29 protein-coding genes are annotated in these 22,845 nt (G+C 62.6%); 8 read left to right on the top strand and 21 right to left on the bottom strand.

Going from position 1 to position 22,845, the window contains the following annotated elements:
- Window positions 1-36: 36 nt before the first annotated feature.
- Complete coding sequence (locus tag ACQR1W_RS37965) at window positions 37-441, bottom strand: hypothetical protein (protein ID WP_008973847.1); 405 nt, start codon at window positions 439-441, stop codon at window positions 37-39.
- Between the two features lie 314 nt (window positions 442-755).
- On the opposite strand from ACQR1W_RS37965, the gene ACQR1W_RS37960 reads away from it, so the two are divergent.
- Window positions 756-1,109, top strand: coding sequence for a hypothetical protein (locus ACQR1W_RS37960; RefSeq protein ID WP_434855549.1), 354 nt, complete (start codon window positions 756-758; stop codon window positions 1,107-1,109).
- On the opposite strand, the gene ACQR1W_RS37955 is transcribed toward ACQR1W_RS37960, so the two are convergent.
- Window positions 1,110-1,715, bottom strand: a complete 606-nt coding sequence (locus ACQR1W_RS37955; protein ID WP_434855548.1) for a hypothetical protein — start codon at window positions 1,713-1,715, stop codon at window positions 1,110-1,112.
- Window positions 1,716-1,777: 62 nt separating this feature from the next.
- Window positions 1,778-2,299, bottom strand: coding sequence for a GcrA family cell cycle regulator (locus ACQR1W_RS37950; protein ID WP_434855592.1), 522 nt, complete (start codon window positions 2,297-2,299; stop codon window positions 1,778-1,780).
- A gap of 150 nt (window positions 2,300-2,449) precedes the next feature.
- Here ACQR1W_RS37950 and ACQR1W_RS37945 point away from each other — a divergent pair, with 150 nt between their 5' ends.
- Both ACQR1W_RS37945 and ACQR1W_RS37940 read left to right on the top strand, forming a co-directional pair.
- Window positions 2,450-3,082 (top strand): LexA family transcriptional regulator, encoded by a 633-nt coding sequence (locus tag ACQR1W_RS37945; RefSeq protein WP_008973852.1) that lies wholly within the window; start codon window positions 2,450-2,452, stop codon window positions 3,080-3,082.
- Between the two features lie 162 nt (window positions 3,083-3,244).
- Window positions 3,245-3,520 (top strand): hypothetical protein, encoded by a 276-nt coding sequence (locus ACQR1W_RS37940; protein ID WP_434855547.1) that lies wholly within the window; start codon window positions 3,245-3,247, stop codon window positions 3,518-3,520.
- A gap of 67 nt (window positions 3,521-3,587) precedes the next feature.
- Here ACQR1W_RS37940 and ACQR1W_RS37935 read toward each other — a convergent pair whose 3' ends face one another.
- The gene (locus ACQR1W_RS37935; protein ID WP_434855546.1) at window positions 3,588-4,562 is read right to left on the bottom strand and encodes a quinone oxidoreductase family protein; all 975 of its coding nucleotides are present in this window, start codon (window positions 4,560-4,562) and stop codon (window positions 3,588-3,590) included.
- Between the two features lie 116 nt (window positions 4,563-4,678).
- Between ACQR1W_RS37935 and ACQR1W_RS37930 the strand changes: the two genes are divergently transcribed.
- Complete coding sequence (locus tag ACQR1W_RS37930; protein WP_434855545.1) at window positions 4,679-4,939, top strand: hypothetical protein; 261 nt, start codon at window positions 4,679-4,681, stop codon at window positions 4,937-4,939.
- 20 nt (window positions 4,940-4,959) lie between these two features.
- On the opposite strand, the gene ACQR1W_RS37925 is transcribed toward ACQR1W_RS37930, so the two are convergent.
- The 4 genes from ACQR1W_RS37925 to ACQR1W_RS37910 all read right to left on the bottom strand — a co-directional run bounded on the left by ACQR1W_RS37925 (window position 4,960) and on the right by ACQR1W_RS37910 (window position 8,706).
- Window positions 4,960-5,628, bottom strand: coding sequence for an NAD(P)H-dependent oxidoreductase (locus ACQR1W_RS37925; protein WP_434855544.1), 669 nt, complete (start codon window positions 5,626-5,628; stop codon window positions 4,960-4,962).
- Between the two features lie 510 nt (window positions 5,629-6,138).
- Window positions 6,139-6,327, bottom strand: coding sequence for a hypothetical protein (locus ACQR1W_RS37920; RefSeq protein WP_434855543.1), 189 nt, complete (start codon window positions 6,325-6,327; stop codon window positions 6,139-6,141).
- A 146-nt stretch (window positions 6,328-6,473) separates the two neighbouring features.
- The gene (locus ACQR1W_RS37915; protein WP_434855542.1) at window positions 6,474-7,682 is read right to left on the bottom strand and encodes a DUF3419 family protein; all 1,209 of its coding nucleotides are present in this window, start codon (window positions 7,680-7,682) and stop codon (window positions 6,474-6,476) included.
- Between the two features lie 115 nt (window positions 7,683-7,797).
- Window positions 7,798-8,706 carry a lysylphosphatidylglycerol synthase transmembrane domain-containing protein gene (locus tag ACQR1W_RS37910; RefSeq protein ID WP_434855591.1) on the bottom strand — a complete coding sequence of 303 codons (909 nt, stop codon included), beginning with the start codon at window positions 8,704-8,706 and terminating at the stop codon, window positions 7,798-7,800.
- 417 nt (window positions 8,707-9,123) lie between these two features.
- Here ACQR1W_RS37910 and ACQR1W_RS37905 point away from each other — a divergent pair, with 417 nt between their 5' ends.
- Window positions 9,124-9,345 (top strand): hypothetical protein, encoded by a 222-nt coding sequence (locus tag ACQR1W_RS37905; protein ID WP_008973861.1) that lies wholly within the window; start codon window positions 9,124-9,126, stop codon window positions 9,343-9,345.
- A gap of 40 nt (window positions 9,346-9,385) precedes the next feature.
- On the opposite strand, the gene ACQR1W_RS37900 is transcribed toward ACQR1W_RS37905, so the two are convergent.
- The 9 genes from ACQR1W_RS37900 to phnG are packed head-to-tail and all read right to left on the bottom strand — an operon-like array spanning window position 9,386 to window position 16,336.
- The gene (locus tag ACQR1W_RS37900) at window positions 9,386-9,997 is read right to left on the bottom strand and encodes a pyridoxamine 5'-phosphate oxidase family protein (protein WP_434855541.1); all 612 of its coding nucleotides are present in this window, start codon (window positions 9,995-9,997) and stop codon (window positions 9,386-9,388) included.
- Window positions 9,998-10,011: 14 nt separating this feature from the next.
- Complete coding sequence (gene phnN, locus ACQR1W_RS37895) at window positions 10,012-10,617, bottom strand: phosphonate metabolism protein/1,5-bisphosphokinase (PRPP-forming) PhnN (RefSeq protein ID WP_434855540.1); 606 nt, start codon at window positions 10,615-10,617, stop codon at window positions 10,012-10,014.
- Complete coding sequence (locus ACQR1W_RS37890; protein ID WP_434855539.1) at window positions 10,614-11,771, bottom strand: alpha-D-ribose 1-methylphosphonate 5-triphosphate diphosphatase; 1,158 nt, start codon at window positions 11,769-11,771, stop codon at window positions 10,614-10,616. Before ACQR1W_RS37890 ends, phnN begins: the two co-directional genes overlap by 4 nt.
- A gap of 16 nt (window positions 11,772-11,787) precedes the next feature.
- A complete protein-coding gene (phnL, locus tag ACQR1W_RS37885; RefSeq protein ID WP_434855538.1) occupies window positions 11,788-12,486 on the bottom strand; it encodes a phosphonate C-P lyase system protein PhnL in 699 nt (232 codons plus the stop codon).
- A gap of 11 nt (window positions 12,487-12,497) precedes the next feature.
- Window positions 12,498-13,292, bottom strand: coding sequence for a phosphonate C-P lyase system protein PhnK (gene phnK / locus ACQR1W_RS37880; RefSeq protein ID WP_434855537.1), 795 nt, complete (start codon window positions 13,290-13,292; stop codon window positions 12,498-12,500).
- Window positions 13,285-14,169: an alpha-D-ribose 1-methylphosphonate 5-phosphate C-P-lyase PhnJ gene (locus ACQR1W_RS37875; protein WP_434855536.1), complete on the bottom strand. Its 885-nt coding sequence runs from the start codon at window positions 14,167-14,169 to the stop codon at window positions 13,285-13,287. Before ACQR1W_RS37875 ends, phnK begins: the two co-directional genes overlap by 8 nt.
- The gene (locus ACQR1W_RS37870; RefSeq protein ID WP_434855535.1) at window positions 14,166-15,269 is read right to left on the bottom strand and encodes a carbon-phosphorus lyase complex subunit PhnI; all 1,104 of its coding nucleotides are present in this window, start codon (window positions 15,267-15,269) and stop codon (window positions 14,166-14,168) included. The genes ACQR1W_RS37875 and ACQR1W_RS37870 overlap by 4 nt, the downstream gene beginning before the upstream one ends.
- A 2-nt stretch (window positions 15,270-15,271) precedes the next feature.
- A complete protein-coding gene (gene phnH / locus ACQR1W_RS37865; RefSeq protein ID WP_434855534.1) occupies window positions 15,272-15,883 on the bottom strand; it encodes a phosphonate C-P lyase system protein PhnH in 612 nt (203 codons plus the stop codon).
- Window positions 15,884-16,336, bottom strand: a complete 453-nt coding sequence (gene phnG, locus ACQR1W_RS37860; RefSeq protein ID WP_434855590.1) for a phosphonate C-P lyase system protein PhnG — start codon at window positions 16,334-16,336, stop codon at window positions 15,884-15,886.
- 120 nt (window positions 16,337-16,456) lie between these two features.
- Between phnG and phnF the strand changes: the two genes are divergently transcribed.
- The gene (gene phnF / locus ACQR1W_RS37855) at window positions 16,457-17,185 is read left to right on the top strand and encodes a phosphonate metabolism transcriptional regulator PhnF (RefSeq protein ID WP_434855533.1); all 729 of its coding nucleotides are present in this window, start codon (window positions 16,457-16,459) and stop codon (window positions 17,183-17,185) included.
- 1 nt (window position 17,186) lies between these two features.
- On the opposite strand, the gene phnE (ACQR1W_RS37850) is transcribed toward phnF, so the two are convergent.
- From phnE (ACQR1W_RS37850) to phnC, 4 genes are all read right to left on the bottom strand, one after another.
- Window positions 17,187-18,035: a phosphonate ABC transporter, permease protein PhnE gene (gene phnE, locus ACQR1W_RS37850; protein ID WP_434855532.1), complete on the bottom strand. Its 849-nt coding sequence runs from the start codon at window positions 18,033-18,035 to the stop codon at window positions 17,187-17,189.
- Window positions 18,032-18,916, bottom strand: a complete 885-nt coding sequence (gene phnE, locus ACQR1W_RS37845; protein ID WP_434855531.1) for a phosphonate ABC transporter, permease protein PhnE — start codon at window positions 18,914-18,916, stop codon at window positions 18,032-18,034. Before phnE (ACQR1W_RS37845) ends, phnE (ACQR1W_RS37850) begins: the two co-directional genes overlap by 4 nt.
- A 71-nt stretch (window positions 18,917-18,987) precedes the next feature.
- Complete coding sequence (gene phnD / locus ACQR1W_RS37840) at window positions 18,988-19,917, bottom strand: phosphonate ABC transporter substrate-binding protein (RefSeq protein ID WP_434855530.1); 930 nt, start codon at window positions 19,915-19,917, stop codon at window positions 18,988-18,990.
- 84 nt (window positions 19,918-20,001) lie between these two features.
- Window positions 20,002-20,811, bottom strand: coding sequence for a phosphonate ABC transporter ATP-binding protein (gene phnC, locus ACQR1W_RS37835; RefSeq protein ID WP_434855529.1), 810 nt, complete (start codon window positions 20,809-20,811; stop codon window positions 20,002-20,004).
- A gap of 186 nt (window positions 20,812-20,997) precedes the next feature.
- Here phnC and ACQR1W_RS37830 point away from each other — a divergent pair, with 186 nt between their 5' ends.
- Both ACQR1W_RS37830 and ACQR1W_RS37825 read left to right on the top strand, forming a co-directional pair.
- Complete coding sequence (locus ACQR1W_RS37830) at window positions 20,998-21,663, top strand: DapH/DapD/GlmU-related protein (protein WP_434855528.1); 666 nt, start codon at window positions 20,998-21,000, stop codon at window positions 21,661-21,663.
- Window positions 21,656-22,843 (top strand): alpha-D-ribose 1-methylphosphonate 5-triphosphate diphosphatase, encoded by a 1,188-nt coding sequence (locus tag ACQR1W_RS37825; RefSeq protein WP_434855527.1) that lies wholly within the window; start codon window positions 21,656-21,658, stop codon window positions 22,841-22,843. The genes ACQR1W_RS37830 and ACQR1W_RS37825 overlap by 8 nt, the downstream gene beginning before the upstream one ends.
- Window positions 22,844-22,845 lie beyond the last annotated feature (2 nt).

Here is a 22,845-nt window from a genome sequence, read left to right as displayed (position 1 = left end):
TCGGTCCGCGCGCGGGTGCGAAGCAACAGGGCGAGCCTACCAACCATAGTAATGATAGACGCGCGGCCCATAATAATAAGGGCGGGGCGCGTAGTAGACCGGCGGCGGCCCGTAATAGTAGCCGGGTCCTGCATAATATCCCGGCCCATAATAATAATCGTCGTGCTGGCTGGCGGCGATCGCACCGATGGTGCCGATCATCGCCCCCATGATCGCGAGGCCGGCAGCAGGATTGCCCCGATAGTAGTGGCGATGACGCCGACGGGCGCTGAAATCTGTTGTGCTGCTGGGTGTGCTCGCCGCTAACGTCTGCTTGCCGACTGAACTCGGCTCGCGGGCGAAGACCATCGTCGGTTCGGAAAGCGTGAGCACCAAGGTTGCCGCCATCGCGACGGTTACATGGTGGCGGGTCGAAGAGAGCGGCTTGATGCGGCTGAACATGGTGTTTCCCTCGTCAGGCGGACAATAATCCGGCGGCCGCTCCTTCATACGTCAGGCCGAGGACAACGGCTTGACCGAGGTCAAGCGCACGATGTCGCACGGCCAACCTCTGCACCGTGTCCTGGCATTTCAGCCGGGAAATTGTCGACGATACCCGTTTCCTGCGGCTGCTTGCCGCAGGGTTCGATAGCACCGGCCCGATCCACTGGGTCCGAGATCGCGAACCGCCCAGCATGCTGCTGCGACCAATGCGGGTCGACGCAAACCCCCTCTGCCGCACCGACGTCCCGCATCACTGAACGTAAGGATCCGCCATGTTGTCCCGCGCCACTCTGATCTGCAGCCTCCTGACCATCTTGGCCATCGCCATAGCTCCGGCGAACGCCGAGGAGAGCAAGACAGCTCTGTTCAAGGTCGTTACGGTGAAGGATGAGATCGTGATCGGGCTCTCGGCGGACGAATTGAAAACGCTTGGCGGAGGCGACGCCAGCGCGATCGCGCATGCGCTGGCACAAAAGGGCGACCTGACGGTGTGGCAGTACAATGTCCATCGCGGCCAGAACGGCGAGCTGCAGATGGCGCCCACGGCCAAGATCGGCCTTTTGGCCAACGCGTCGCTGCGCGTCGAGCCCTATTCGACCTCTTACGTGATCCTATCGCATCCCTGATCAGCGTCCGGGGATGGTCGGCCGGCGGACCGCGTCGGCCGAGAGCGGCTTCTTGGGAACGCGTTCAGTCGCAAAGCCGTAGACCAGAGCCAAGCGGTCAAGGCATTCGCGGAAGCGACGCGCGAAATAGTCATTCCAACGCTGGCTGCACAGATCGCGTTTCAGTCCGACCTGCTCCATGGTCAACCCCTGCACCAATATGTCATGGACGATGGCCGCACCGTCTGCGCCGAGCTCGCGCTCGACCCGATTCAATCGCAAGACGGCTTGACGCTGCCCTTCTGTGACCGGCTCGCGTCCCTGCGCACCGTCGACATATTCGCGTGATGGGTCGATCGCTTGCGGACCGCGCTCGGCCCGCTCCCAATCGTTTTGAAAGGCGCGGCCGGCCCGATATTGCGCATCGTCGATCTGCCGGTGCGAGTGAAGCCGTCCCAATGGATCGTTCCGAATCGAGCGAAGCGCGACGATCTTCTCGCCCGGCTCCAGCGCCAGGGGATCGTCGACCTCGATGGTGGCAACCTCGGCGTTGAACGGCAGGTCATTGGGGCGTCGATCATGGACCTTCGAAATGCGGTGGGATTTGTGGCGTCTGGCGCGTGCCATCGCGAACCTCCGATGAACGATGTGATTGGATCAATGCGGACAGAACGGCGGTCGCTGGCCCACTACGCAGCTGCAACCAGCCGCAGCACCACCGCCGCCGGCGGCCGTTCCACCGAGCCTTCCGGATTGCGCGTAAGATGGAAGTGCGGCGTGCAGTACGGCGATCCCGGCTGACGCGGATGGCCGCAGAACGTGATCGGCTCATCGTCCCTGTCGCCCCCATAGGGATAGCGGCAATCCCCGGGTTCAAGATTGTCGAAAGAAATCAAGCGCGGGCTGATGCCGACACAACGCAGCTGCACCGGCTCGGTCCGCTCGGCTTTTGGCCGCGCCTGGATCACCGATTCCGTGTGGCAACCGACACGCCGCTGCTCGTTGCGGGTCTTGAATTTGGGTCCTCTGTCCTTGGGACGTTCGGGCCTGACCAGCCCCATCCGTTTTGCCCGGCCCAATACCGCGTTTCGCGTGTAGGCCATCTTAAACTTAAAATTGATTTCCTTCGCGATATCTCCATAAGATAGTCCCATGGCGTGAAGCTCCCGCAGCGTTTCGGAGTGTCGCGGCGGCCAGTCGCTCGATTGCATTCCTCGCCTCTTCTTCTCGCTCAAAAGTTGCTTGACGCACCACAGCCAAGCGTTGCTTGAATTTCCGATATTCCGAAACAAAAGTCAAGCTTGAATTCTGATAATCGGAAATGCTATGTTCCGGCGGGATTCGCAAGCGAGGACAAGACAATGCTGGACGTCACCATGATCGAGCGTGGGCTGGAAAAGCCGGGGAAGACAAAGGGCGGGCTTGCCCGCGCGATGGGCGTACGCCCGGGCGCCGTGTCCGAGATCCTCTCGGGGCAACGGCTGATCAAGGCGGCCGAGATCGGCCTGATCATCGATTATCTGGAACTGAATGCGGTGCCGATCATGGGGCGGGTCGGCGCGGGCGCTGTGATCGAGCCGGAATATGAGCAGGTCCCGGCAGAAGGGTTGGGCGAGGTCGCCGTGCCATTTCCAATCTCCGAAGAGACGATCGCCTTCGAGGTGACGGGCGATTCGATGCTGCCGAAATATGAGAACGGGGACGTCATCGTCGTCTATCGCGAACAGCGTCATCCGCTGTCGAGCTTCTACGGCGAAGAGGCGGTAGTGCGGCTGAAAACCGGTGAACGCTATCTGAAAACGATCGAGCGGGGAAAGTCGCCTTCCCTAGTGAACCTCATCAGTTTTAACGCCAAGCCGATCATCGGCGTGAAGCTTGAATGGATCGGCGAGATTTGTGTCACTCTTCCGCGCGGGCAGATTTCGCGGATGCGATCGAAAGCATCCCGCGGCCGCCAGGGGAAATCGGCCGGAGCCAAGGGAGCCGCCAGATAAGAGCAGTTCTCCGAGCCAGGCGATTGTGACGCTTCGCCACGTCCACTGGCGGCGGCCCTTCGCGCGATTTCGGATGTCGGAACTTTCGCTTGACAAAATTCCGATTTTCAGAAATTATGGACAGGCTCGCCTGTTGCGATGGCCGAAAGCGAATTGCCCTGCATGCAATATTTTGTTGTGATGATCGACTACGGACGGCGCGGACGCGAGGCCGTGGTCGATCCCGAGATGACGCGGCGCGACGTTGTTGCGCGCGTCGCATCCGGTGAATACGCCAATATCAGCTTCATCCACGAGATCGCCGATCGATCCGTCGAAGACCTGACGACCGACATCCTGGCAGAGGCGGCCCTACCCGAGATCGAAGACGACGGCCCGGATCTGCAGGCCGTGCGGTTTGACCATATTCACGATCTCCGCAAGCATGAGCGGGCCTGATCGCCTGGCGTGCTGACTCAGCCGGCGGCGCCGGACGAACCGGCGCCGCCGCTTGCTCGCCTCACAGTCAGACCAGAAGCACGGTCGATCCCGTTGTCTTGCGACCGGCCAGGTCGGCATGCGCTTTGGCGGCGTCCTTGAGCGGATAGGTCTGGTGAACTTCCACCTTCACCGCGCCGGACTGGACGACGTCGAACAGCTCCTTCGCCATTGCGACCAGACTTTCACGCTTGGCGGCATAGGTGAAGAGCGTCGGCCGCGTCACGAAGAGTGAGCCCTTCTGCGCGAGCAGGCCAAGATTGAGCGGCTCGACCGCGCCCGAGGATTGTCCGAACAGAACCGCAAAGCCGAGCGGCGCAAGGCAATCCAGCGACTTGAGAAAGGTGTCCTTGCCAACGGAATCGTAGACCACCGGGACTTTCCTGCCCGCCGTGATCTCGTTGACGCGCTTCACGAAGTCCTCGCGCGTGTAGACGATGGTGTGGTCGCAGCCATGCGCCTGCGCCAGCTTGGCCTTCTCGTCGCTCGAGACGGTGCCGATGACGGTCGCGCCGAGATGCTTGGCCCATTGGCCGAGGATCAAGCCGACTCCGCCGGCTGCGGCATGCAGGAGAATGGTGTCGCCAGCCGTCACACGATAGGTCTGCCGGATCAGGTACTGCACCGTGAGGCCCTTGAGCATCATGGCCGCGGCCGTCTGGTCATCAATCCCATCTGGCAGCTTGACCAGGGAAGCGGCTGGGATCAGGCGTGCTTCCGCGTAAGCCCCGAGCGGGGACGAACCATAGGCTACACGGTCGCCGGCCTTGAGGTCGGTGACGCCCTCCCCCACCTCCTCGACCACGCCGGCGGCCTCACTGCCCAGGCCGCTCGGCAATTGCGCCGGATAAAGCCCGGAGCGGTTGTAGATGTCGACGAAGTTGAGCCCGACCGCCGTGTGGCGAATGCGTGCCTCACCCCGGCCCGGCTTGCCGACATCGACCTTCTCCCATTTGAGCACCTCGGGTCCGCCGGGTTGATGAAAACGGATGGCGTAGGTCATTGCGTTACTCCCTTTCGTGACGATGAGATCTTTGCAGCGCGCCTGGAATCGACGCGATGTCTAGGAACCGAGCAGCGGCCCGAGCGTTCAGGCCCTATTAGTCGGGAGCTCAACTGATGCCTCCGAAAAGACGCGCTGCGTCGCTCGAGCTGACGATCTGGCATGAACTTGCGGGTCACGCCATCATGGGAACGGCGCTTGGGCTCTGTGCCGCCTTCGTCCTGGCGTTCGTCGACAAGTTCGGTATCGCCCGCCTGATCGCACATGACTTGGAACCACATCTGACGTTTGCAGTCTTCGTCGGCATCTTCACACTTGTCTTTGCCGTCGGCGCAACCCTGACCGGCTTTGTCTTCACTATGATGGACAAGCGCTGAGCCCGCGAAACGTCGCGTCATCAGTAGATGCCAACGTCGAGCGGCTGCTCCGACGCGATTGTCTTGAGACGGTCGGTGTAAGATGCCAACAGGGTCACCCGCTCGCTCTGCTCCAGCCGGACGGGCCCGTAAGCAATTTGCGGCGCAAGCACGTCAAAGCCGGTGAACTGGAGAATTCCGCGGTGAATGGGCCGCAGGATCGCTGTGATATCGCCATTGAAGCCGCCCTTCTCATAGGCGGTGCTCGGGCCGCCGGTTGTCAGTGACAGCATGGCACGTTTGCCTTTGAACACGCCGTCCGCATAGATCCTGCCGCCGCCATAGGTGCGGCCCATCGCAAACACGCGGTCGACCCAGCCCTTGAGGATTCCCGGCAAGCCAAACCACCACAGCGGAAACTGCCAGACCATCAGATCGCACCATTCAATCTTCTGGATTTCACGCTCGATATCCTCCGCAAAACCGTAGCTCTCGGACGCGTGCAGCTCCTCAATCTGTTGCTTGAAGTAGTCGGGATCCTTGACCGTGATGAAATTATGCCGGCTCGACACGGGATCAAACTGCATCGCATAGAGGTCCGACGTCTTGACCTCATGGCCTGCAGCGCTCAGCGCTTCGACCGCCGCCCGATACATCGCGCCATTGAAGCTCTGGTGCTCGGGATGCGCGAGCACGATGAACACCTTCATGATTTCCCCCGCATCAAGACCCCGCTGGAGTTCGAGCACTCCGCGCGCTGATTGGAACCGGCCTGCGGCCGAGATGTTACATGAAGGTCACAGCGGCGCACAATCAGCCGCCGTTCTCTGTCCGTTCGGCACAGTTGATGAGGACTCCAGAGCAGGCGCAGTAGAATGGGACTAGGTTGGGTGCGCTTTGCGAAGGAGAGCGAAAATGCCAGCCTATACGAGACCAAGCGAAGAGCAGGGATTGGCTCCGGTCGTGTGCCCCGGTTGTCTGGGGTTCTTGCCGATGCATGTTCGGGAAGTCGAGCCGCATTGGAACTCGGCCAGGATCGACCTGGTCTTCGAATGCGCAGATTGTGGCGCCGAGGTCAGACACAGCGTGCACAGGCCCGCTCTGCGCCACTAGCGCTTCGCTTCCGAAGTTCGCCGCCAAGTGCGTGATGATATACGCGAAGGCCGGAAACGGAGCACAGCCACGTTCACGTCGCCGCTGTTCAAGGCCTCGTGCTTCGCTTAATGCGTCACTTGGCGAACCTCACTCCAATTCAGATGGCACTCGCGAAAGTGGTGCGCGATCTCGTCCAGAGCTCGCCTCTCCCACTCCTCCGCCTGCGCCAGCCAAAACGCCCGCCGTTGCACATCCACCGCGGCACGTTCCCGGCACAAATATTCCTGACTGCGGATTTCCACGAGTCTGATCATGCTCACTCCCGAGATACAAACCCAAGCAGGCATCGCACTCTAGCAAGTCCAGTGGGAATTGGCGTCACGGCATCGTGCTCAGGCCGCGTTTTCTGTCCGCAACATCTATTGCAGCGCAACAGGACGTTTCAGCGAGATGAGCGCGGTCACGCGCGCCTGACGTAGCAATGAAAACCGCCATAGATCCCGGAGCGGTCCAGTTCGGCGCCGATGGCGCTGCGCTCTTCGTCGCGCTGCCAGCGGCCGCGGAGTCCAGAAAGCGTGACGGCCTCCAGCGGGGAGGCGCTGCCCGTCGTACGACATACGACGCGGATGCGTTCGCTCCCGGCGCGATCAATCGCGGTCCACAGCTTGCGGATATCGTCGACGCTCATCGAGTCCTGCACGTCCAATAATGCGACGGCGTCGACTTCGCGCGCCGGCAGGCTGTCCAGGAATTGGGCGAGATTGGCTTGGACGGGAATGATCACGCCAACGCCGTTGCGCATTCGAGGGAAATGACGGCGCTGCAAATAGGGCGGCAAGCAGCGATCATCAGGACCGGAATAGGCGCAACGCAGAGCCTGCCAGGCAAAGTAGTTGCTGTCGCCGGGATGACCGTCGATCAGACGTAGCAGTCGCCGGTAGAGAACCACATCGAGAGGAGCTTCGGCCTGCAAGACAGCCCGCTGTTGCGGTGAAATTCCGAGGCTGAACAAGAGCGCCTGGGCGCGTGCCACGAGCCGCAACGGCGTCGAATGAAACAGACGACCAAGACGCGCCATCGCTTCCAGCCGGGCCGGAGAATCAACCGCCTCCATCAACAAGACGTCAAGGTCGATCCCAAGAACACGCGCGATCTGGTGGGAAAAGCCGATCGCCCGACCGAGCAGTCCATGCCGGTAGAGCCCATCGGTGAAATAGGTGTAGCGGCGGCGCCCGAGGACGTTGTGTCCATCCCAATAACTTCGTGTCGGCGCATCGAGCAGAGGACGCAGCTTCTGAAGGTAACGTTCGGCATTTGCTGGCGACGCCGCCTCGCCGAAAAATTCCCAGAACTCGTCGTAGCTGTCAAACGCACGGACACCCGCGAGCCGCAGTTTGAGCAACGCCAACTGGGACTCGCTGCGATCGACGGCAAAAATCTGCGCCGGCTGTGCGGTCAGGTAAGAGAGAGCGTTGCAACCACCAGACGAGACCGTCACGATTGTGGAACCGAGCGGCAATTGCAGGGCTGCGAGATCCGCTTCCGGATCGTCCCAGCTCTGGGTGTGGATCAACCGTCGCACCGAAAACGCGACCGCCCTATCCCAGAGCGTCATCCCGTTCTCAAGCCCGCTGCCGCGCGTGGCTCCAGCAATCAGTTGCGTCGTCATCCGTGCCTCGGCTCACCGATTCGACAAGGATAGCGCCGACGCAATGCAATTATGCGACAGGGAGACCCGCGTGACTTGTTACAAGTCTGTTGCACTTGCCTCGAAGATCAAGCGCTTAGTCGCCCGATCCTGGAGCGGCTGAATGATTACGGCGCAGCGTTCGCCATGCTTCGACGCTGCCGAACAGCGCAAGCGCGATCACAAACGGCAACAGATGGTAAAGAATCCGGAAGATAAGGAGTGCGGCGAGGACAGGATCCTTGTCGTCACTTCCCAGACCGAGCAGGATCGTTGCATCGAACATCCCTATTCCAGCCGGCGCATGGCTGGCAAAGCCCAGCAGAGTGGCCGCAATGAACACGGCCATCAGGCGCGAGAGCTCAACGTCGAGTTCTGCTGGAATCAGCACGTACATCGCAAGCGCTGCGGCGCTCAGATCAAACAAGCCGATCAGGATCTGGACGAGCACCAACGGACCCGACGGAAGCCGCACCGGCCAGCGCTTGCTGCGCCGTCCAGGCCAGCTCCAGACCACGAAACCGAGCACCCCGGCCAGCAGCGCGGTCGCCACCAGCCGATTGAGCGTAGGCGGCCAATACTCGACCCAACCAAAGGCATCGGGATCGATCATGAGGCTTAGCCCAAGGGCAGTCAGATTGCCGAGCCAGAAAGTGAGACCGGTCAGGAAGCTGACATTCGCGATGTCGATCGCGCCCAATTTGTAGCGGGAGTAGACTCGATAGCGAATCACCGGGGCGATCAAAGCGACGGCCCCGATGCCATGGGCGATGGGATAGCTCGTGAAGCTCGCAAGGGCCACCATGCGAAACGGAACATCGCGTCGGCCGATGGTCCGAAGCGCAAGCAAGTCGTAGAGCGTCAGGCTGGCGTAGGACATGATGATCAGCAGCAGCGCCAGCGCGATTAACCGCGTATCCGTGTCTTCCGCGATCGCCAACGCGTGAGCTATATCCAGCTTCTTGATCGCACGCGTCAGCGCGTAAATCGCCGCGCCGGCAATCATCATGCTGACCGCAAGGCCGCCGAGACCTCGGAGCCACGTCCTGCGGCTCAATGTTGCCTGCGGCTTTTCCTCGGTCAGGGTGGCGAATCCATGGGAGCCTTGCGGCGCGGACGCGCCAGCCGATTCGGGTCGATTCATGGCGCCGTTTGACACGGGGATGTGACAGCTAAGTTACCGTTGTAGTCTCTCTCAGACATGCGAGTCCTTCCATTCAAGATATTAACCATCGGCGTTCGCGTATCGACCTGTTTGCCACACATCCCGCATTGCGGTGCGACCGATCATGAGAATTTGAATTAAGCTCTGCGGCATCAACGCATATTGAAGAAGCCTGCGCAAATACCGATGCATGATGGTCGCATCTTCGTCATGCGGCGTAGGTAAGAGGCCCGCAACGCAGCACGCATTCGAGGCAGCATGAACGCGGAAACCGATCACGACTTAACGCAGGATCAGTGGGAGACGCTCAAGGCGCTCCGGCTTCCTGTGCGCGAACGCCGCAGGCTCAGCGGCCTGATGGTTGATCAGCTCGTAGCTGCAGGACTTGTGGCGATGATCGAGGGCACGCCTGCGCTGACGCAGGCGGGCCGAAAGGTCCTGATCAGAGGCTCGTCGCGGCTTCTGGACGTAGCCGCCTGATATAGTTTCCGATCTTGGAATTCACACGGAACCAACGCCGTCACCACAAGGTTTGTTGGGCGCGCTCCGGCCACTCGCGATCATACTGCTCCGCATCGACCTGCTTTGCGCTCATATCGGCCAGGATCTGACCTGGCGTCGGCAGGTCCTTAGGGTCGACGCGGTTATCAGGGTTCCACAAATCGGAACGCACAATGGCGCGTGCACATTGAAAGTAGACCTCGTCGACGGTCATGACGAGAACACTGCGCGGGGTCTTGCCGTCGATCTTGAACGAGGCAAGCAGCTCGGGATCAGCTGACAACTGTGCCTGTCCATTCACACGCAAGGTGTTGCCGGATCCTGGAATCAGGAACAGCAGCGCGATGCGCGGATCACGTACGATGTTGCGCAGCGAATCGATGCGGTTGTTGCCGCGGCGATCCGGCATCATCAACGTCTTGTCATCGTGAATACGGACGAAACCGGGCAGATCGCCGCGCGGCGAGCAGTCCAGTCCCTCGGGTCCAGAGGTCGCGAGCGCCACGAAAGGCGATTTCTCGATCATGACACGGTAGTGCGGCGTTACCCGATCGGCGACTTTCACAGTCGATGTCAGGCCTGTCTTGCCGTAGATGGCTTCGAGCTGCTCGATCGTGGTGATGGTGGACATTGCATCCCTTCCGCTCAAGCTGGCCCTGCTCCGCCAAACCCTGGTGTAATCATCGCTAGCAGCGTGGTGGCGTGCAGCTTCGCATCGCCGACATTGCAGATCGTGAGATCTGCGACGAACGGATCTTCCAAGACGGCCCGATGAAGTCGCGCGTCAAGATCACCATCGCTCGGACGATGCCGCTGCGCCAGCCGTTCGGCGAGGACGTCCGATGGTGCTGTGACAGCGACGACCACCACATGCGCGTAGGCGCGGCGAAATGCCGCGACCACGCGGCGCGAGACGTTGACGACGACGGTTCGGCCGGCGCGGATATCGCCGTCAATGTCACGCCGTAGACCATACAAGTGTCCATGCGCTTCCCAATGGACAGCGAACTGATCCCGCGCCAAAGCCAGCCGGAACGCCGTCTCATCCAATTCGTCGTTGTCTTCAGACGTCGACGCCTGCCGCGTGACGACGCGTCGCGGGAAAACGACGCGGTCATCGCCGGCACATTCGGCACGCGCCAGATTGATCAGCGTATCCTTGCCAGCCCCACTCGGTCCGACCACCAGCACGATCCGGCCGGGCCCAAGCTTGAGCGGAATGTCGGTCGAGGGGGCTGACGTCTCGCTCATGCGACACGAATTCCTTCGCGCCACACGCTGCGAACAACCGGAACGGCGCCGGCAATATGCACCCGGATCAAGTCCGCGCGTTTGCCGGGTGCGATCTCGCCGCGATCCGCAAGACCGACGGCTTCCGCCGGCGCTTTGGTCACCGTGCGAACAGCGGCAGCGAGGTCGATCGAAGGCACGCGCTGCGGCAGTTGCAGCGCGCCCAACAACAGGCTCGAGGGCACGTAGTCGGACGAGAGGATATCAAGCAGGCCATCGCGGGCGAGATCGAGCGCGGCAATGTTGCCGGAATGCGAGCCGCCACGCACGACATTCGGCGCGCCCATGAGGATGCAGATGCCAGCCTGATGCAGCCCGCGCGCAGCTTCGATCGTCGTAGGGAACTCCGCCACCGAAATGCGATCCTTGATCGCATCGGCGACGTTCTCCTCCGTCGTATCATCGTGACTGGCGAGCGGAACATTGTGCTTCCGCGCCAGCGCGATGATCTCGCGCAGATTGTCGGACGCATAGGCTTTCTGATAGGCGAACCGGCGCTCGAACAGAATGTCGAGCTCGGCATCGGTCCTGCCGCCGCCTTTGCCGCGATAGTAGTCGCGCAGCTTGCCTTGGTCGCGGAACTGCCGTTGCCCCGGCGTGTGGTCCATCAGTGACATCAACCGCACGTCCGGACGGCCGGCGAGCTCCGAGGCTTCACGGACCACGGTCGGCATCGGGATCTCGCAGCGCAAATGCAGAAAATGGTCCGCCCGCAACAGGCCGCCATCGCGAGCTGATCCGATCGCGTCGGCCAGCATGGCGGCCCGGCCTTCGACGTCGCTGGTGCCTTCCTCACTCCAGACCCGCAGAGAATCCAGAACCGTGGTGATGCCGGCCGTCGCGAGCTGCCCATCATAAGAGATCACCGCGGCGATCGGGTCCCAGAACACCTTCGGTCGCGGGACGAAATGTGCTTCCAGATGATCGGTGTGCAGTTCAATGAGCCCGGGCATGATCAGGTCTCCCGCGGCGTCTTCGCTTCCCGCAGGGCTCACGCCCTCACCGATCGCGGCAATCTGGCCGTTGACGACTGCCACCCAGCCTTGCTCGATGACGCGGTCGGCCAGGACAACCCTGGCATTGCCGATCACGTTCTCGGAATTGCTTAAGGCCATGCTATGTCTGTCCTGTTCATGCTGCTGCCGCAAATGCCGTGACGTCCACGGTGCTATCAGCGATCTGCCGGCGAATGTCATCATCATGGACAATCGCGATCATCGCGACGCCCGCCTTCTTCTTGGCCTCGATCAGCTCCACAACGACTGACCGATTGGCGGCATCGAGCGATGCGGTCGGCTCGTCCAGGAGGAGGATCGGCAGGTCGGAAATGAAGCCGCGCGCGATGTTGATGCGTTGCTGTTCGCCGCCGGAGAAAGTCGATGGCGGCAGGCTCCAGAGAGGTTCGGGGATGTTGAGACGACGCAGCAGCTTTGCGGCTTGTTCGCGCGCGATCTCTCGCGGCGCGCCGGTCGCGATCAAGGGCTCGGCGACGACGTTGAGCGCCGGCACACGCGGCACCGCACGCAGGAACTGGCTGACATAGCCGATCGTATGGCGGCGGACATTCAAGATCGCACGCGGCTCGGCCCGCGCGAGGTCCAGGACGACACCCTGGTGCCGAACCCCGATACGACCGCCATCGCAGCGGTAGTTGCCGAAGATCATCTTCAGGATCGACGACTTGCCGGCGCCGGAGGGACCGGACAGCACCATGCACTCGCCGGCATGGACCTGGAATGACACGCCGCGCACCACGGGCAGCCGGATGCCGCCCTGCAGGTGCATGGTGAAGGTCTTTTCCGCGCTCTCGATGGCAATCATCACGGACATCAGCGTCGACCTCATGGCGGCAGGATCGAAGACACAAGTAACTGGGTGTAGGGCTCGCGTGGATCGTCGAGCACCTGGTCGGTCAGGCCGGTCTCGATCACGCGGCCTTCCTTCATCACGATCACGCGGTGTGACAGCAGCCGCGCGACCGCGAGGTCGTGCGTGACGACAACGGCCGCAAGTCCCAGCTCATTGACCAGACTGCGCATCAGATCGAGCAGACGCGCCTGCACCGAGACGTCGAGCCCACCGGTCGGCTCGTCCATGAAGACAAGCCGCGGCTCGGTGACCAGATTGCGCGCGATCTGCAGTCGCTGGCGCATGCCGCCGGAATAGGTCCGCGGAGCATCGTCGATGCGGGCGACATCGATCTCGACCCGGTCGAGCCACGAAGACGCCGTCTGGCGTATCCGGCCATAATTGTTCCAGCCGACCGCCATCAACCGCTCGCCGACATTGGCACCTGCCGAGACGGCCATGCGCAGGCCTTGCGCTGGGTCCTGGTGGACATAGCCCCAATCGGTCCGGAACAGGAAGCGGCGCTCGGCCTCGCCCAGCGCCGCAAGGTCGCGCAGCACGCCATCGCGCATGCGGTAGGACACGCGGCCGGCACTCGGCGCAAGCTGCGCCGACAGCATCTGCAGCAGGGTCGACTTGCCCGAGCCGGACTCGCCGACGATTGCGAGCACCTCGCCTGGATACAGCGTGAAAGAAATATCTCGACAGGCGACGAGCCGCCCATAGGTTTTTGCAAGCCCCTCCGCAACGAGCAGCGGCTGATCTGACATGCCGGACGCCTCAACCATGGGCGGCCTCCTCGTGCGGAGCGGCGGCCTGGCTGCCACGATGCCCGGCCGCCTGGCGGCCTTCGCAGTAATCCGTATCAGAGCAGACGAACATTCGGCTGCCCTTGTCGTCGGTGACAATCTCGTCGAGATAAGAATCCGCCGCACCGCAGAGTGCACAAGGCGCGTCGAACTTGTAGCGCGTGAACGGATGGTCCTCGAAGTCGAGCGACACCACCGACGTATAAGGCGGAATCGCGTAGATCCGCTTCTCGCGCCCCGCACCGAACAGCTGCAGCGCCGGACAATTGTCCATCTTGGGATTGTCGAATTTCGGCGTCGGCGACGGATCCATCACGTAGCGCGCATTGACCTTGACCGGATAGGCGTAGGCCGTCGCGATGTGACCGAAGCGCGCGATGTCCTCATAGAGCTTCACATGCATCAGGCCATATTCGGCCAGCGCATGCATGCGCCGCGTCTCGGTCTCGCGCGGCTCCAAATAGCGCAGCGGCTCCGGGATCGGCACCTGATACACCAGCACCTGTCCGGCCCGCAGCGGTGCCTCCGGAATGCGATGCCGGGTCTGGATCACGGTTGCAGCCTCGGTCAAGGTCGTCGTGGTGACGCCGGCGGTCTTGGCAAAGAACTTGCGGATCGAGATCGCATTGGTGGTGTCGTCCGAGCCCTGGTCGATCACTTTCAGCACATCGGCAGGCCCGAGAATCGCGGCGGTCACCTGGACGCCGCCGGTGCCCCAGCCATAAGGCATCGGCATCTCGCGACTCGCGAACGGAACCTGATAGCCGGGAATCGCGATCGCCTTCAGGATCGCGCGGCGGATCATCCGCTTGGTCTGCTCGTCGAGATAGGCGAAATTATAGGTTGGGGCGTTCATTCCGCTGCCTCCTGCAACGAGGGCGCCGCATTCGCCTCCTCGAACTCCTTGCGCAGCTTGCGCAACAGCCCAAGCTCCGACTGGAAATCGACATAGTGCGGCAGCTTCAAGTGCTCGACGAAGCCGGTCGCCTGGACGTTATCGGAATGCGACATCACGAATTCCTCGTCCTGCGCAGGCGCGATGACGTCCTCGCCGAGTTCGCGTGCGCGCAGAGCGCGATCGACCAGCGCCATCGACATCGTCTTGCGCTCGCTCTGCCCGAAGGCGAGGCCATAGCCACGGGTGAAGCACGGCGCTTCGGTGGCCGAGCCCTTGAACTGGTTCACCATCTGACATTCGGTCAGTTCGATCGAGCCGAGCGGCACCGCGAAGCCGACCTCCTCCGCCAGGAACTCGACTTCAACCTCGCCGAAGCGGATCTCGCCGGCGAAGGGATGATTGCGGCCGTAGCCCCGCTGGGTCGAATAGCCGAGCGCCAACAGGAAGCCCTCATCGCCGCGCGCCAGATTCTGCAGCCGCAGATCGCGTTCGGCAGGAAAGCCGAGCGGCTCGCGCGTGAGATCGCCGACATCAGCATCGGCTTGCGCCTGCGGCGACGGCTCGATCAGCCCGTCGCGCCCGAGGATATCGGTCACCCGCGGCGTCGACGCGTCCGATGCTTCGCCGACGGCCGGCGGCGCGGGCTCGATGCCATGAGCAAGCTGCGGATCGAGCAACCGATGCGTATAGTCGAACGTCGGCCCGAGCACCTGGCCACCGGGAATATCCTTGAATGTCGAGGAAACACGACGCTGCACCCGCATCTGACCGGTATCGACCGGCTCGGTCACACCGAACCGCGGCAGCGTGGCACGGAAAGCGCGCACCAGGAAGATCGCCTCGATCAGGTCGCCACGCGCCTGCTTGATCGCCAGCGCCGCGAGCTCACGATCATACAGCGAGCCTTCACCCATCACGCGATCGACCGCCAGCCCCAACTGCTCGGCAATCTGCGCCAGCGAGATCTCCGGAACGTCGCGATCGCCGCGCCGCTCATGCGCAAGCAGCCGGTGCGCATTTTCGATCGCGCGCTCGCCACCCTTGACTGCGACATACATGATCAGCCTCCCGCCACGACGAGCCGCGTCGTGCGCGGGATCGCAACCATACCGTCGTCATGAACCAGCACGACATCGATGCCGCGCGGAAACAGCTCTTCGTTGATCGCAAGCCGATCAAACAGATCGTCCGGCGCAATCGCAGCACGCAGCGTTGCCGTGCCGTCGATGCCGGGGCCGCGCAACTCATATGAGCGTCCTTCGCCCAGGCGCGCAACCTGCAGAATCAGCGTCGTCGAACGATCGGGATATTCGCCGCTGCCGAGCGCAAATGATTCCAGATCAGGCAACAAAGCGCCGTCTCGGATCAGCGCAAAGCTCGCCTTCGCCGTCCCGGCCACGACCGGCGCGCCGGTGTGGAATTTGAGCCATGTCGCAACCTCGGATCCAGCCGCCAAAGCTGGATCCAGCCAGATCGGGGTATCGTGATCGAACAAGGTCAGCGCCAGCGCTGCCGCGGCGCGCGTCAGGCCGGACGGCACACCGACACTGGCGGCGACACGCTGAATGGTGCCGGGCCGCGCCATGGCCTCCATGACGGCGCGGAAGGTCGATTGCGCCGAGAGCACCGTATCGGGAAAACCCGCCGGGAGATCTGAGATCATCGCCTCCATTCAGCCCTCCCCGCGCACCATGGTGTAGAATTCCACCTTCGTTGCCGCCGCTTCGCGCGCCTTCTGCTCACGCGACGACAGCATGCGCTGGCGCAACGGCAACACGACCTGCATCTCGACCGCATCGCCATGACTGTCGGCCTGGATCAGCGCGTCACACAGCGCGATCAGCCGCGCCTTCTCGCTGTCGCGCCCCAGCACATAACCGAAGCCGACCTCGCCGCTGGCCAAGCGCACCGCCGCCCGCGACACCGTCGCCTCGCCGAGATTGAACGGCGCCCCATCGCCGCCGATCCGGCCGCGGACCATCACCAGCCCGTTCTCGGGCGCGCGCAGCTCCTCGTGCGCCGGCAGCGCCATCGGCTGCAATCGTGCGGCGATATCGACCGCCGGCGCATGCGCCAGGACACTCATCGCGGCCTTGCGCCTGTCCTTTATCGCCTCTGCCTTCATCGCCATTTTCCGATCTTGCCGGCCTCAAGTTGTCTATGATACTAGACAACTTGATAAGCCCGCGCAATGACGGTCTGATGACATGGGCGTGATTTTCACCACCTCCGACGAGACGCGGCGATGAGCATGCAGGATGCAGTTTCTGGAGTGGCCCTGTGGCGTCAGGTCGCCGATGGAATCGAACGCGACATCGCCGAGGGCCGCTTTGCGGCCGGCGCACGGCTGCCGGGCGAAACCGAAATTGCCGAGATCTATCGCGTGAACCGCCATACCGTGCGGCGGGCGCTGGCAGCGCTCGCCGAACGCGGGCTGGTGCGCGCCGCGCGCGGCAGCGGCACTTATGTCGAAACGCCGCGCCTGGCCTACCCGCTCAGCTCGCGGACGCGGTTTTCCGAGATCGTCGGCGCTGAGGGCCGCGAGCCGCGCGGCCAGCTGATTGCGGAATCGCAGGAGCCGGCATCACGGGAACTTGCGCGGGAGCTCGGACTGAAGACCGGCGCACCTCTGGTGCGAATCGAGGGGCTGCGTTTCGCCGACAAGATCCCGATTTGCGTCAGCACATCCTGGCTGTCGGCGGAGCGGTTTCCGGATGCGGGCCGCATCTTTGCCTCGACCCGCTCGATGACTGCGCTGCTCGCGCATTACGGCATCCGCGATTATCGTCGCGGCGCGACCAGGATCACCGCCGCCATCGCTGAGGCCACGGACGCTGCGCGGCTCGACCTGGCACTTGGGCGGCCCGTGCTGGTCGTCGACAGCACCGACGTCGATGCCGACGGCAAGCCGCTGGTCACCAAGCGCTCGCGCTTCGCCGCCGAGCGCGTCACGTTCGAGATCGCAGGTTCATAGGCTACGCGACGGCGCGGCGGCCGATGATGGCAAAGCGCAGCTTGCCGGAGATCCAGTCGGTCGCCGCAACCGCCACCAGGATCATCAGGATGAGGAACGACACGGTCTGCCATTCGAGCACGCGGATCTGCTCCGCAAGCTGCAGGCCGATGCCGCCAGCGCCGACGATGCCAATGATTGTCGCCGAACGGGTGTTGGACTCGATGAAATAGAGCACCTGCCCCGCGATCACGGGCAGAACCTGCGGAATCAGGCCGAAGCGGACTTCGTGCAACCTGCTGCCGCCGGCGGCGCAAATGCCTTCCACCTGCTTCCGGTCCGCGGCTTCGATCGCCTCCGAGAACAGCTTGCCGAGCGCGCCGAAGTCGGAGATCGCGATGGCCAGCACGCCGGCAAACGGGCCGAGCCCGACCACATTGATCCAGACCAGTGCCCAGATCAGCTGGTCGACGCCGCGGATGGTGTCGAATATCCGCCGCACCGGAAAACGGAAGATCGCGGACGGCACGACGTTGCGTGCGGCAAGCAGGCTGATGGGCAGCGCTGCGAGTGCCGCGAGCGTCGTCCCCAACAGGGCGATCGAGAGCGTCTCGCCCAGCGCCTTGAGATAAAGCGGCAGCGATGAACCGGGATCCGGCGGCAGCATCATCCGTGCGATCCAGCCGAGCTGGCTAAGTCCCGAGAGCATCCGGCTCGGGGAAAATTCCAGATCGACCAGACCGAACCCGAAGATCGCAAGCGCGAGCACCAGCATCAGCGGCGTTGCGAGGCGCGCGGCCATGGGCCGGTCAAAGACGTGAGGATAGCGGCCGCGCAGCTGCTGTGGATCCGGCCGTTCCAGCTGGCTCATGTGCGCGCCTCCGCGCCGAACAGCCTCGCGCGCAGCCAACCGGTGCTGATATCGATCAGGAAAACCGTGACCACGATCATCACCAGGATCGCACTGACATCGGAATAATAGAACTTGCGGATTGCAACCACGAGCTCCTGCCCGATGCCGCCGGCGCCGACGAAACCCATCACCGAGGCCTCGCGGACGTTGATCTCGAAGCGCAACAGCGTGTAGCTGACGAAGCCGGCGATGACCTGCGGCAAGACCGCAAACCGCATCGAGGACAACCAGCTCGCCCCGGTCGAACGGATGCCTTCGACCGGCTTCATGTCGGCATTCTCAACCACTTCCGAGAACAGCTTGCCAAGCGCGCCAGTCGAATGAACTGCGATCGCGAGCACGCCGGCCATTGGCCCGAGGCCGAACGCGATGACGAAGATCAGCGCGAACACGATACCCGGAACGGTTCGGGCGAACTCCAAAAGACGTCGGACCAAAAAGCGCAGCCAGGGAGCTGGTGAGGTGTTTTCAGCAGCCAGAAAGTTGAGGCAGAACGCAAACACCATCCCGGTCAAGGTGCCGACATAGCTGATCAGGAGCGTCTCGCCGAGCAGCTTGAGCCACTTTTTCAAGCCCCAGAACCACTCTGGAATATTGGTCCAGACCCGGCTGCCGTCATCGAGCTTCAGGATACGATCGAAATAGCTGACGAAATTGCCGAAATAGGTAAAGAAGGTCCGGAAGTTCACTTCGGCGCCGATGCCGGCCAGCACAAGCAGCGCAATGAAGAGGATGGTTGCGACGTAGAACCGGAGCCGCTTGCGCGCGATAGCGCCGCGATACTCCGCGTTGAGCGCGTCCAGTTGCTGGCTGGGAAGAATGGAGACAGCGGATGTCATTGCGGGCCCGCGCGGCAGCAAAGGAAAAAGGCCGGGTCCGATCGACCCGGCCCTGGAACGCCTATGACCCGTCAGGACGCCTTCTTGCGCAGGCTGTCGACGAATTTGATCAGCTCGATCGTCTTGTTGTAGTCCTCGTTCGTGATCGGCTCCCAAGGACGGTTCTTGCCGTCGGACAGCTTCTTGTAGGCTTCCGGATCCTTCTGCGCGGCATCCAGGAACGCCTGCTTGATCGCAGCCTTCATGTCATCCGGCAGGTCGGACAGATAAGCGTAAGGCGAGTTGATGATCATGTCGGACTTGACGATGATGCGGAAGTCATCCTTCGTCATCGGCTTGCCGTCCGCCGTCTTCACCATGTTCTTGGTGAGCATACGGGTCAGGTTGGAATCGTCTTCGCTGTTCCACCAATTGGCGGCAACCTCGACCGTACCCTGGGCGAGAGCCAGCACCGCGTTCTCATGGCTGCCGGTGAAGACCACCTTGGAGAAATAGGTCTCGGGGTCAAGGCCGAGCTGGTTCAGCTTGAACCGCGGCATGTTATTGCCGGACGTCGAGTTCGGATCGACGAGGCCGAGGTTCTTGCCCTTGAGGTCCTCGACCTTGTGATAGGGGCTGTTCGCAAGAACGTAGAATACCGAGTAATAGCCCTTCGAACCGTCGGAATTAACGTCGATCACGAAGGCATCGGTCTTGACACCGGTGAGACGGGCGCGAGCAAACGACGCTGGGCCATAATAGCCGATATGGATGTTGCCGGCGCGCTGGCCTTCGATCACCGCAGCGTAGTCGTTGGCGACTCGGAGCGTCACCTTGATACCGAGCTCCTTGGAGAGATAGTTGACGAACGGCGTATAGCGCTCGACGACGCCGGAACCGTTCTCGGAGGGGATCGCCGCGAACGTGATTTCGGGATATTTCGCACGCCAATCTTCCGCGGAAGCGGACGCAGTGAATGCGATGGACGCCATGCCGGCCAGAACGACTCGACGGTTGATCATGATGTATCCTCTGGGATCAGGTGGGACTCGATTTTTCCTAAAACGGCCGCTCGTCATGAACGGCCACTTTGGAAACACGGACAATCAGGCCACGGCCGCTTGGCCGAGGGCCGGAACGGTTTCGGCTGGCGAAGGAAGCGTCGCATCCATCACTTCGTCGGCTTCAAGGTCGTAAAGCTCGCGAGCGATCTGAGGCGTCAGCGCCACAGGCACATCGTCGAAGACGACGCGGCCGGTGGCCATGCCGATCAGGCGGTCGCAATAGCCGCGCGCCAGATCGAGCGAATGCAGGTTGCAGATCACCGTGATGCCGAAATGCTTGTTGATGCGTAGAAGCGCATCCATCACGATCTTGGTATTGCGCGGATCGAGCGAGGCGATCGGCTCGTCGGCGAGAATGAGCTCAGGCTCCTGCACCAGGGCGCGCGCGATGGCAACGCGCTGCTGCTGACCGCCGGAGAGCTGGTCAGCGCGCTGAGCCGCCAGCGCGGCCATATCGAACTGCTCGAGCGCCGAGAGGGCGACCGCAACGTCCTGCCCAGGCCAGAGCTGCGCCAGCGAGCGCCAGGATGGGATATGCGCCAGCCGTCCCATCAGAACATTGGTCAGAACATCGAGTCGGCCGACCAGGTTGAATTGCTGAAAGATCATCGCCGAGCGGGCGCGCCATTGCCGCAACTCACGACCACGCAGCGCGGTGACATCGACATCCTTGAACAGGATCCGACCGCCACTGACGGGGCTCAGCCGATTGATCGACCGCAAGAGAGTTGATTTACCGGCGCCGGAGCGCCCGATGACGCCGACGAAGCTGCCCGGCATGATGGAGAAGGATGCGTTGTCAACTGCGGCTTTCGCGCCGAAACGGCACGTCAGACCATCTACCACCAGCATTGGGTTCTCCGGACCGGTTCGCTTCCGGACTCCGCTAGCGCCGGGATTCTACAGTTATGTGACAGTCCCACTGCGTCGCAGGACGATCCACACGCCGCGAGCACACGTCACGGACTTGTCACCTCACCGTCATTACCGTGATAGAAGACGGGATCCGCAGCAGGTAAAGAGGTAATAGAGATCGAGATGGCCGGCAAAATGCTTGGGATAGCCCCTACCATCGATTCCAGCGCCAGCGTTCAGGGCTCGACGCTTGGCGCTTATTGCGAAGTCGGCGCACGCACGATGCTACTCGACGTCACGATGGGCGACTACTCCTACGTGGTGAACGACGCCCAGATCACCTATACGAGCATCGGCAAATTCTGCTCGATCGCGGCGATGACGCGGATCAATCCCGGCAACCATCCGATGCATCGGGCGACGCAAGCCCACTTCACCTATCGCGCCAGCGCCTATTTTCCTGGCGAAAGCGACGACGCCGAGTTCTTTGCCTGGCGCAAGCAACATCACGTGAAGATCGGTCACGATGTCTGGATCGGCCATGGCGCGATCGTGCTGCCCGGCCGCAGCATCGGGACTGGCGCGGTGGTTGCGGCCGGAGCCGTCGTCACCAAGGACGTGCCGGCCTATACGATCGTCGCCGGCAATCCCGCCCGCCCAATCAAACGTCGCTTTCCGGAAGAGATCGCCGAACGGCTTGTCCGGCTGGCGTGGTGGGATTGGGATCACGAGGCGCTGCGCGCGGCATTGCCGGACTTCCGGCAGTTGGCGATCGGTGATTTTCTGAGCAAATATGAGTCAGCACTCGACGTCAGAGACCGGGTGCGGCAAAGTGCCTCTCATGACTGATTTCATTGTCTCAGGTGGCCGGGCACTGCTCGGCGACGAATTCGTCGAAACATCTCTCTTAATTGCCCAAGGTAAGGTCGCCGGAATCGGCACAATCCGCCGCGGGTCTGATCTCGAACTCGACGCGCGCGAGCTTCTCGTTCTTCCCGGCATCGTCGATCTGCATGGCGACGCGTTCGAGCGCCAGATGGAGCCGCGTCCCGGCGTCGGCTTCCCGGTCGACGTGGCGCTGATCGACAGCGACCGCCAGGCGATCACGAACGGCATCACCACAGTATTTCACGCGACGACCTGGTCGTGGGAGCCCGGCCTCCGCAGCGGCGACAATGCACGCCGCCTGCTCGAAGCGATCGAAGCCTTGCGGCCGCAGCTTGCCGCCGACACGCGTTTCCATCTGCGTCACGAAACCTACAATCTCGATGCCGAGGCGGAGATCGGACAGTGGCTGGCAGCGGGGCGGATAGACGTCTTCGCCTTCAACGATCACATGGATTCGACGCTCGCCTCCCTCGATAAGCCGCAGAAGCGCCAGCGCATGGTCGACCGGACCGGGCTATCCGGCGAGGCCTTCGATCGGTTGGTGGCCGAAATCGTCTCGCGCGCCGATGAGGTGCCTGCGTCGATTGCGCGCCTGGCCACCATCGCTCGCGACGCCGGCGTGCGGATGCTCTCGCATGACGACGATACGCCGGCTATGCGCAAGGCCTACCGCGCGCAGGGCGTGACCATTGCTGAGTTCCCGGTCAATGAGGAGACGGCGCGGGCAGCAGCAGCGGGCGGCGATGCGATCGTCTATGGCGCCCCGAATGTCGTGCGCGGTGGCAGCCACACGGGCTGGACCAAGGCGAGCGACATGATCGCAAAAGGCCTCTGCTCGGTGCTGGCCTCCGACTATTACTATCCGGCGCCGCTGCTTGCCGCCTTTCGCCTCGCCGCCGACGGCGTGCTGCCATTGGCTCGCGCATGGGACCTTGTCTCGGGCGGACCAGCACGCGCGGCGGGCCTGTCCGACCGCGGCACGATTGCCGATGGTCGCCGCGCGGACATCATCCTGGTCGACGATCGATTGCCGATGCGGCCGCGCATCGTCGCCGCGATCTCTAACGGCCGTCTGACTTACCTGACTGAAGCAGACCGGCTCACAGCGTCACGATACGCTCGCGCGGCGGCCGCGGAGTAAGT

The sequence above is a fragment of the Bradyrhizobium sp. HKCCYLS1011 genome (assembly GCF_051167795.1).
Taxonomy (GTDB): domain Bacteria; phylum Pseudomonadota; class Alphaproteobacteria; order Rhizobiales; family Xanthobacteraceae; genus Bradyrhizobium.
The sequence above is the reverse complement of the archived record's forward strand: the minus strand, read 5'-3'. Positions and strand labels throughout refer to the sequence as shown.

Excerpts from the sequence above, each read along its gene's own strand:
- ACQR1W_RS37965 (WP_008973847.1), bottom strand. The coding sequence starts at position 441 with ATGTTCAGCCGCATCAAGCCGCTCTCTTCGACCCGCCACCATGTAACC.
- ACQR1W_RS37960 (WP_434855549.1), top strand. The coding sequence starts at position 756 with ATGTTGTCCCGCGCCACTCTGATCTGCAGCCTCCTGACCATCTTGGCC.
- ACQR1W_RS37955 (WP_434855548.1), bottom strand. The coding sequence starts at position 1,715 with ATGGCACGCGCCAGACGCCACAAATCCCACCGCATTTCGAAGGTCCAT.
- ACQR1W_RS37950 (WP_434855592.1), bottom strand. The coding sequence starts at position 2,299 with ATGCAATCGAGCGACTGGCCGCCGCGACACTCCGAAACGCTGCGGGAG.
- ACQR1W_RS37945 (WP_008973852.1), top strand. The coding sequence starts at position 2,450 with ATGCTGGACGTCACCATGATCGAGCGTGGGCTGGAAAAGCCGGGGAAG.
- ACQR1W_RS37940 (WP_434855547.1), top strand. The coding sequence starts at position 3,245 with ATGCAATATTTTGTTGTGATGATCGACTACGGACGGCGCGGACGCGAG.
- ACQR1W_RS37935 (WP_434855546.1), bottom strand. The coding sequence starts at position 4,562 with ATGACCTACGCCATCCGTTTTCATCAACCCGGCGGACCCGAGGTGCTC.
- ACQR1W_RS37930 (WP_434855545.1), top strand. The coding sequence starts at position 4,679 with ATGCCTCCGAAAAGACGCGCTGCGTCGCTCGAGCTGACGATCTGGCAT.
- ACQR1W_RS37925 (WP_434855544.1), bottom strand. The coding sequence starts at position 5,628 with ATGAAGGTGTTCATCGTGCTCGCGCATCCCGAGCACCAGAGCTTCAAT.
- ACQR1W_RS37920 (WP_434855543.1), bottom strand. The coding sequence starts at position 6,327 with ATGATCAGACTCGTGGAAATCCGCAGTCAGGAATATTTGTGCCGGGAA.
- ACQR1W_RS37915 (WP_434855542.1), bottom strand. The coding sequence starts at position 7,682 with ATGACGACGCAACTGATTGCTGGAGCCACGCGCGGCAGCGGGCTTGAG.
- ACQR1W_RS37910 (WP_434855591.1), bottom strand. The coding sequence starts at position 8,706 with ATGATTGCCGGCGCGGCGATTTACGCGCTGACGCGTGCGATCAAGAAG.
- ACQR1W_RS37905 (WP_008973861.1), top strand. The coding sequence starts at position 9,124 with ATGAACGCGGAAACCGATCACGACTTAACGCAGGATCAGTGGGAGACG.
- ACQR1W_RS37900 (WP_434855541.1), bottom strand. The coding sequence starts at position 9,997 with ATGTCCACCATCACCACGATCGAGCAGCTCGAAGCCATCTACGGCAAG.
- phnN (WP_434855540.1), bottom strand. The coding sequence starts at position 10,617 with ATGAGCGAGACGTCAGCCCCCTCGACCGACATTCCGCTCAAGCTTGGG.
- ACQR1W_RS37890 (WP_434855539.1), bottom strand. The coding sequence starts at position 11,771 with ATGGCCTTAAGCAATTCCGAGAACGTGATCGGCAATGCCAGGGTTGTC.
- phnL (WP_434855538.1), bottom strand. The coding sequence starts at position 12,486 with ATGTCCGTGATGATTGCCATCGAGAGCGCGGAAAAGACCTTCACCATG.
- phnK (WP_434855537.1), bottom strand. The coding sequence starts at position 13,292 with ATGGTTGAGGCGTCCGGCATGTCAGATCAGCCGCTGCTCGTTGCGGAG.
- ACQR1W_RS37875 (WP_434855536.1), bottom strand. The coding sequence starts at position 14,169 with ATGAACGCCCCAACCTATAATTTCGCCTATCTCGACGAGCAGACCAAG.
- ACQR1W_RS37870 (WP_434855535.1), bottom strand. The coding sequence starts at position 15,269 with ATGTATGTCGCAGTCAAGGGTGGCGAGCGCGCGATCGAAAATGCGCAC.
- phnH (WP_434855534.1), bottom strand. The coding sequence starts at position 15,883 with ATGGAGGCGATGATCTCAGATCTCCCGGCGGGTTTTCCCGATACGGTG.
- phnG (WP_434855590.1), bottom strand. The coding sequence starts at position 16,336 with ATGAAGGCAGAGGCGATAAAGGACAGGCGCAAGGCCGCGATGAGTGTC.
- phnF (WP_434855533.1), top strand. The coding sequence starts at position 16,457 with ATGAGCATGCAGGATGCAGTTTCTGGAGTGGCCCTGTGGCGTCAGGTC.
- phnE (WP_434855532.1), bottom strand. The coding sequence starts at position 18,035 with ATGAGCCAGCTGGAACGGCCGGATCCACAGCAGCTGCGCGGCCGCTAT.
- phnE (WP_434855531.1), bottom strand. The coding sequence starts at position 18,916 with ATGACATCCGCTGTCTCCATTCTTCCCAGCCAGCAACTGGACGCGCTC.
- phnD (WP_434855530.1), bottom strand. The coding sequence starts at position 19,917 with ATGATCAACCGTCGAGTCGTTCTGGCCGGCATGGCGTCCATCGCATTC.
- phnC (WP_434855529.1), bottom strand. The coding sequence starts at position 20,811 with ATGCTGGTGGTAGATGGTCTGACGTGCCGTTTCGGCGCGAAAGCCGCA.
- ACQR1W_RS37830 (WP_434855528.1), top strand. The coding sequence starts at position 20,998 with ATGGCCGGCAAAATGCTTGGGATAGCCCCTACCATCGATTCCAGCGCC.
- ACQR1W_RS37825 (WP_434855527.1), top strand. The coding sequence starts at position 21,656 with ATGACTGATTTCATTGTCTCAGGTGGCCGGGCACTGCTCGGCGACGAA.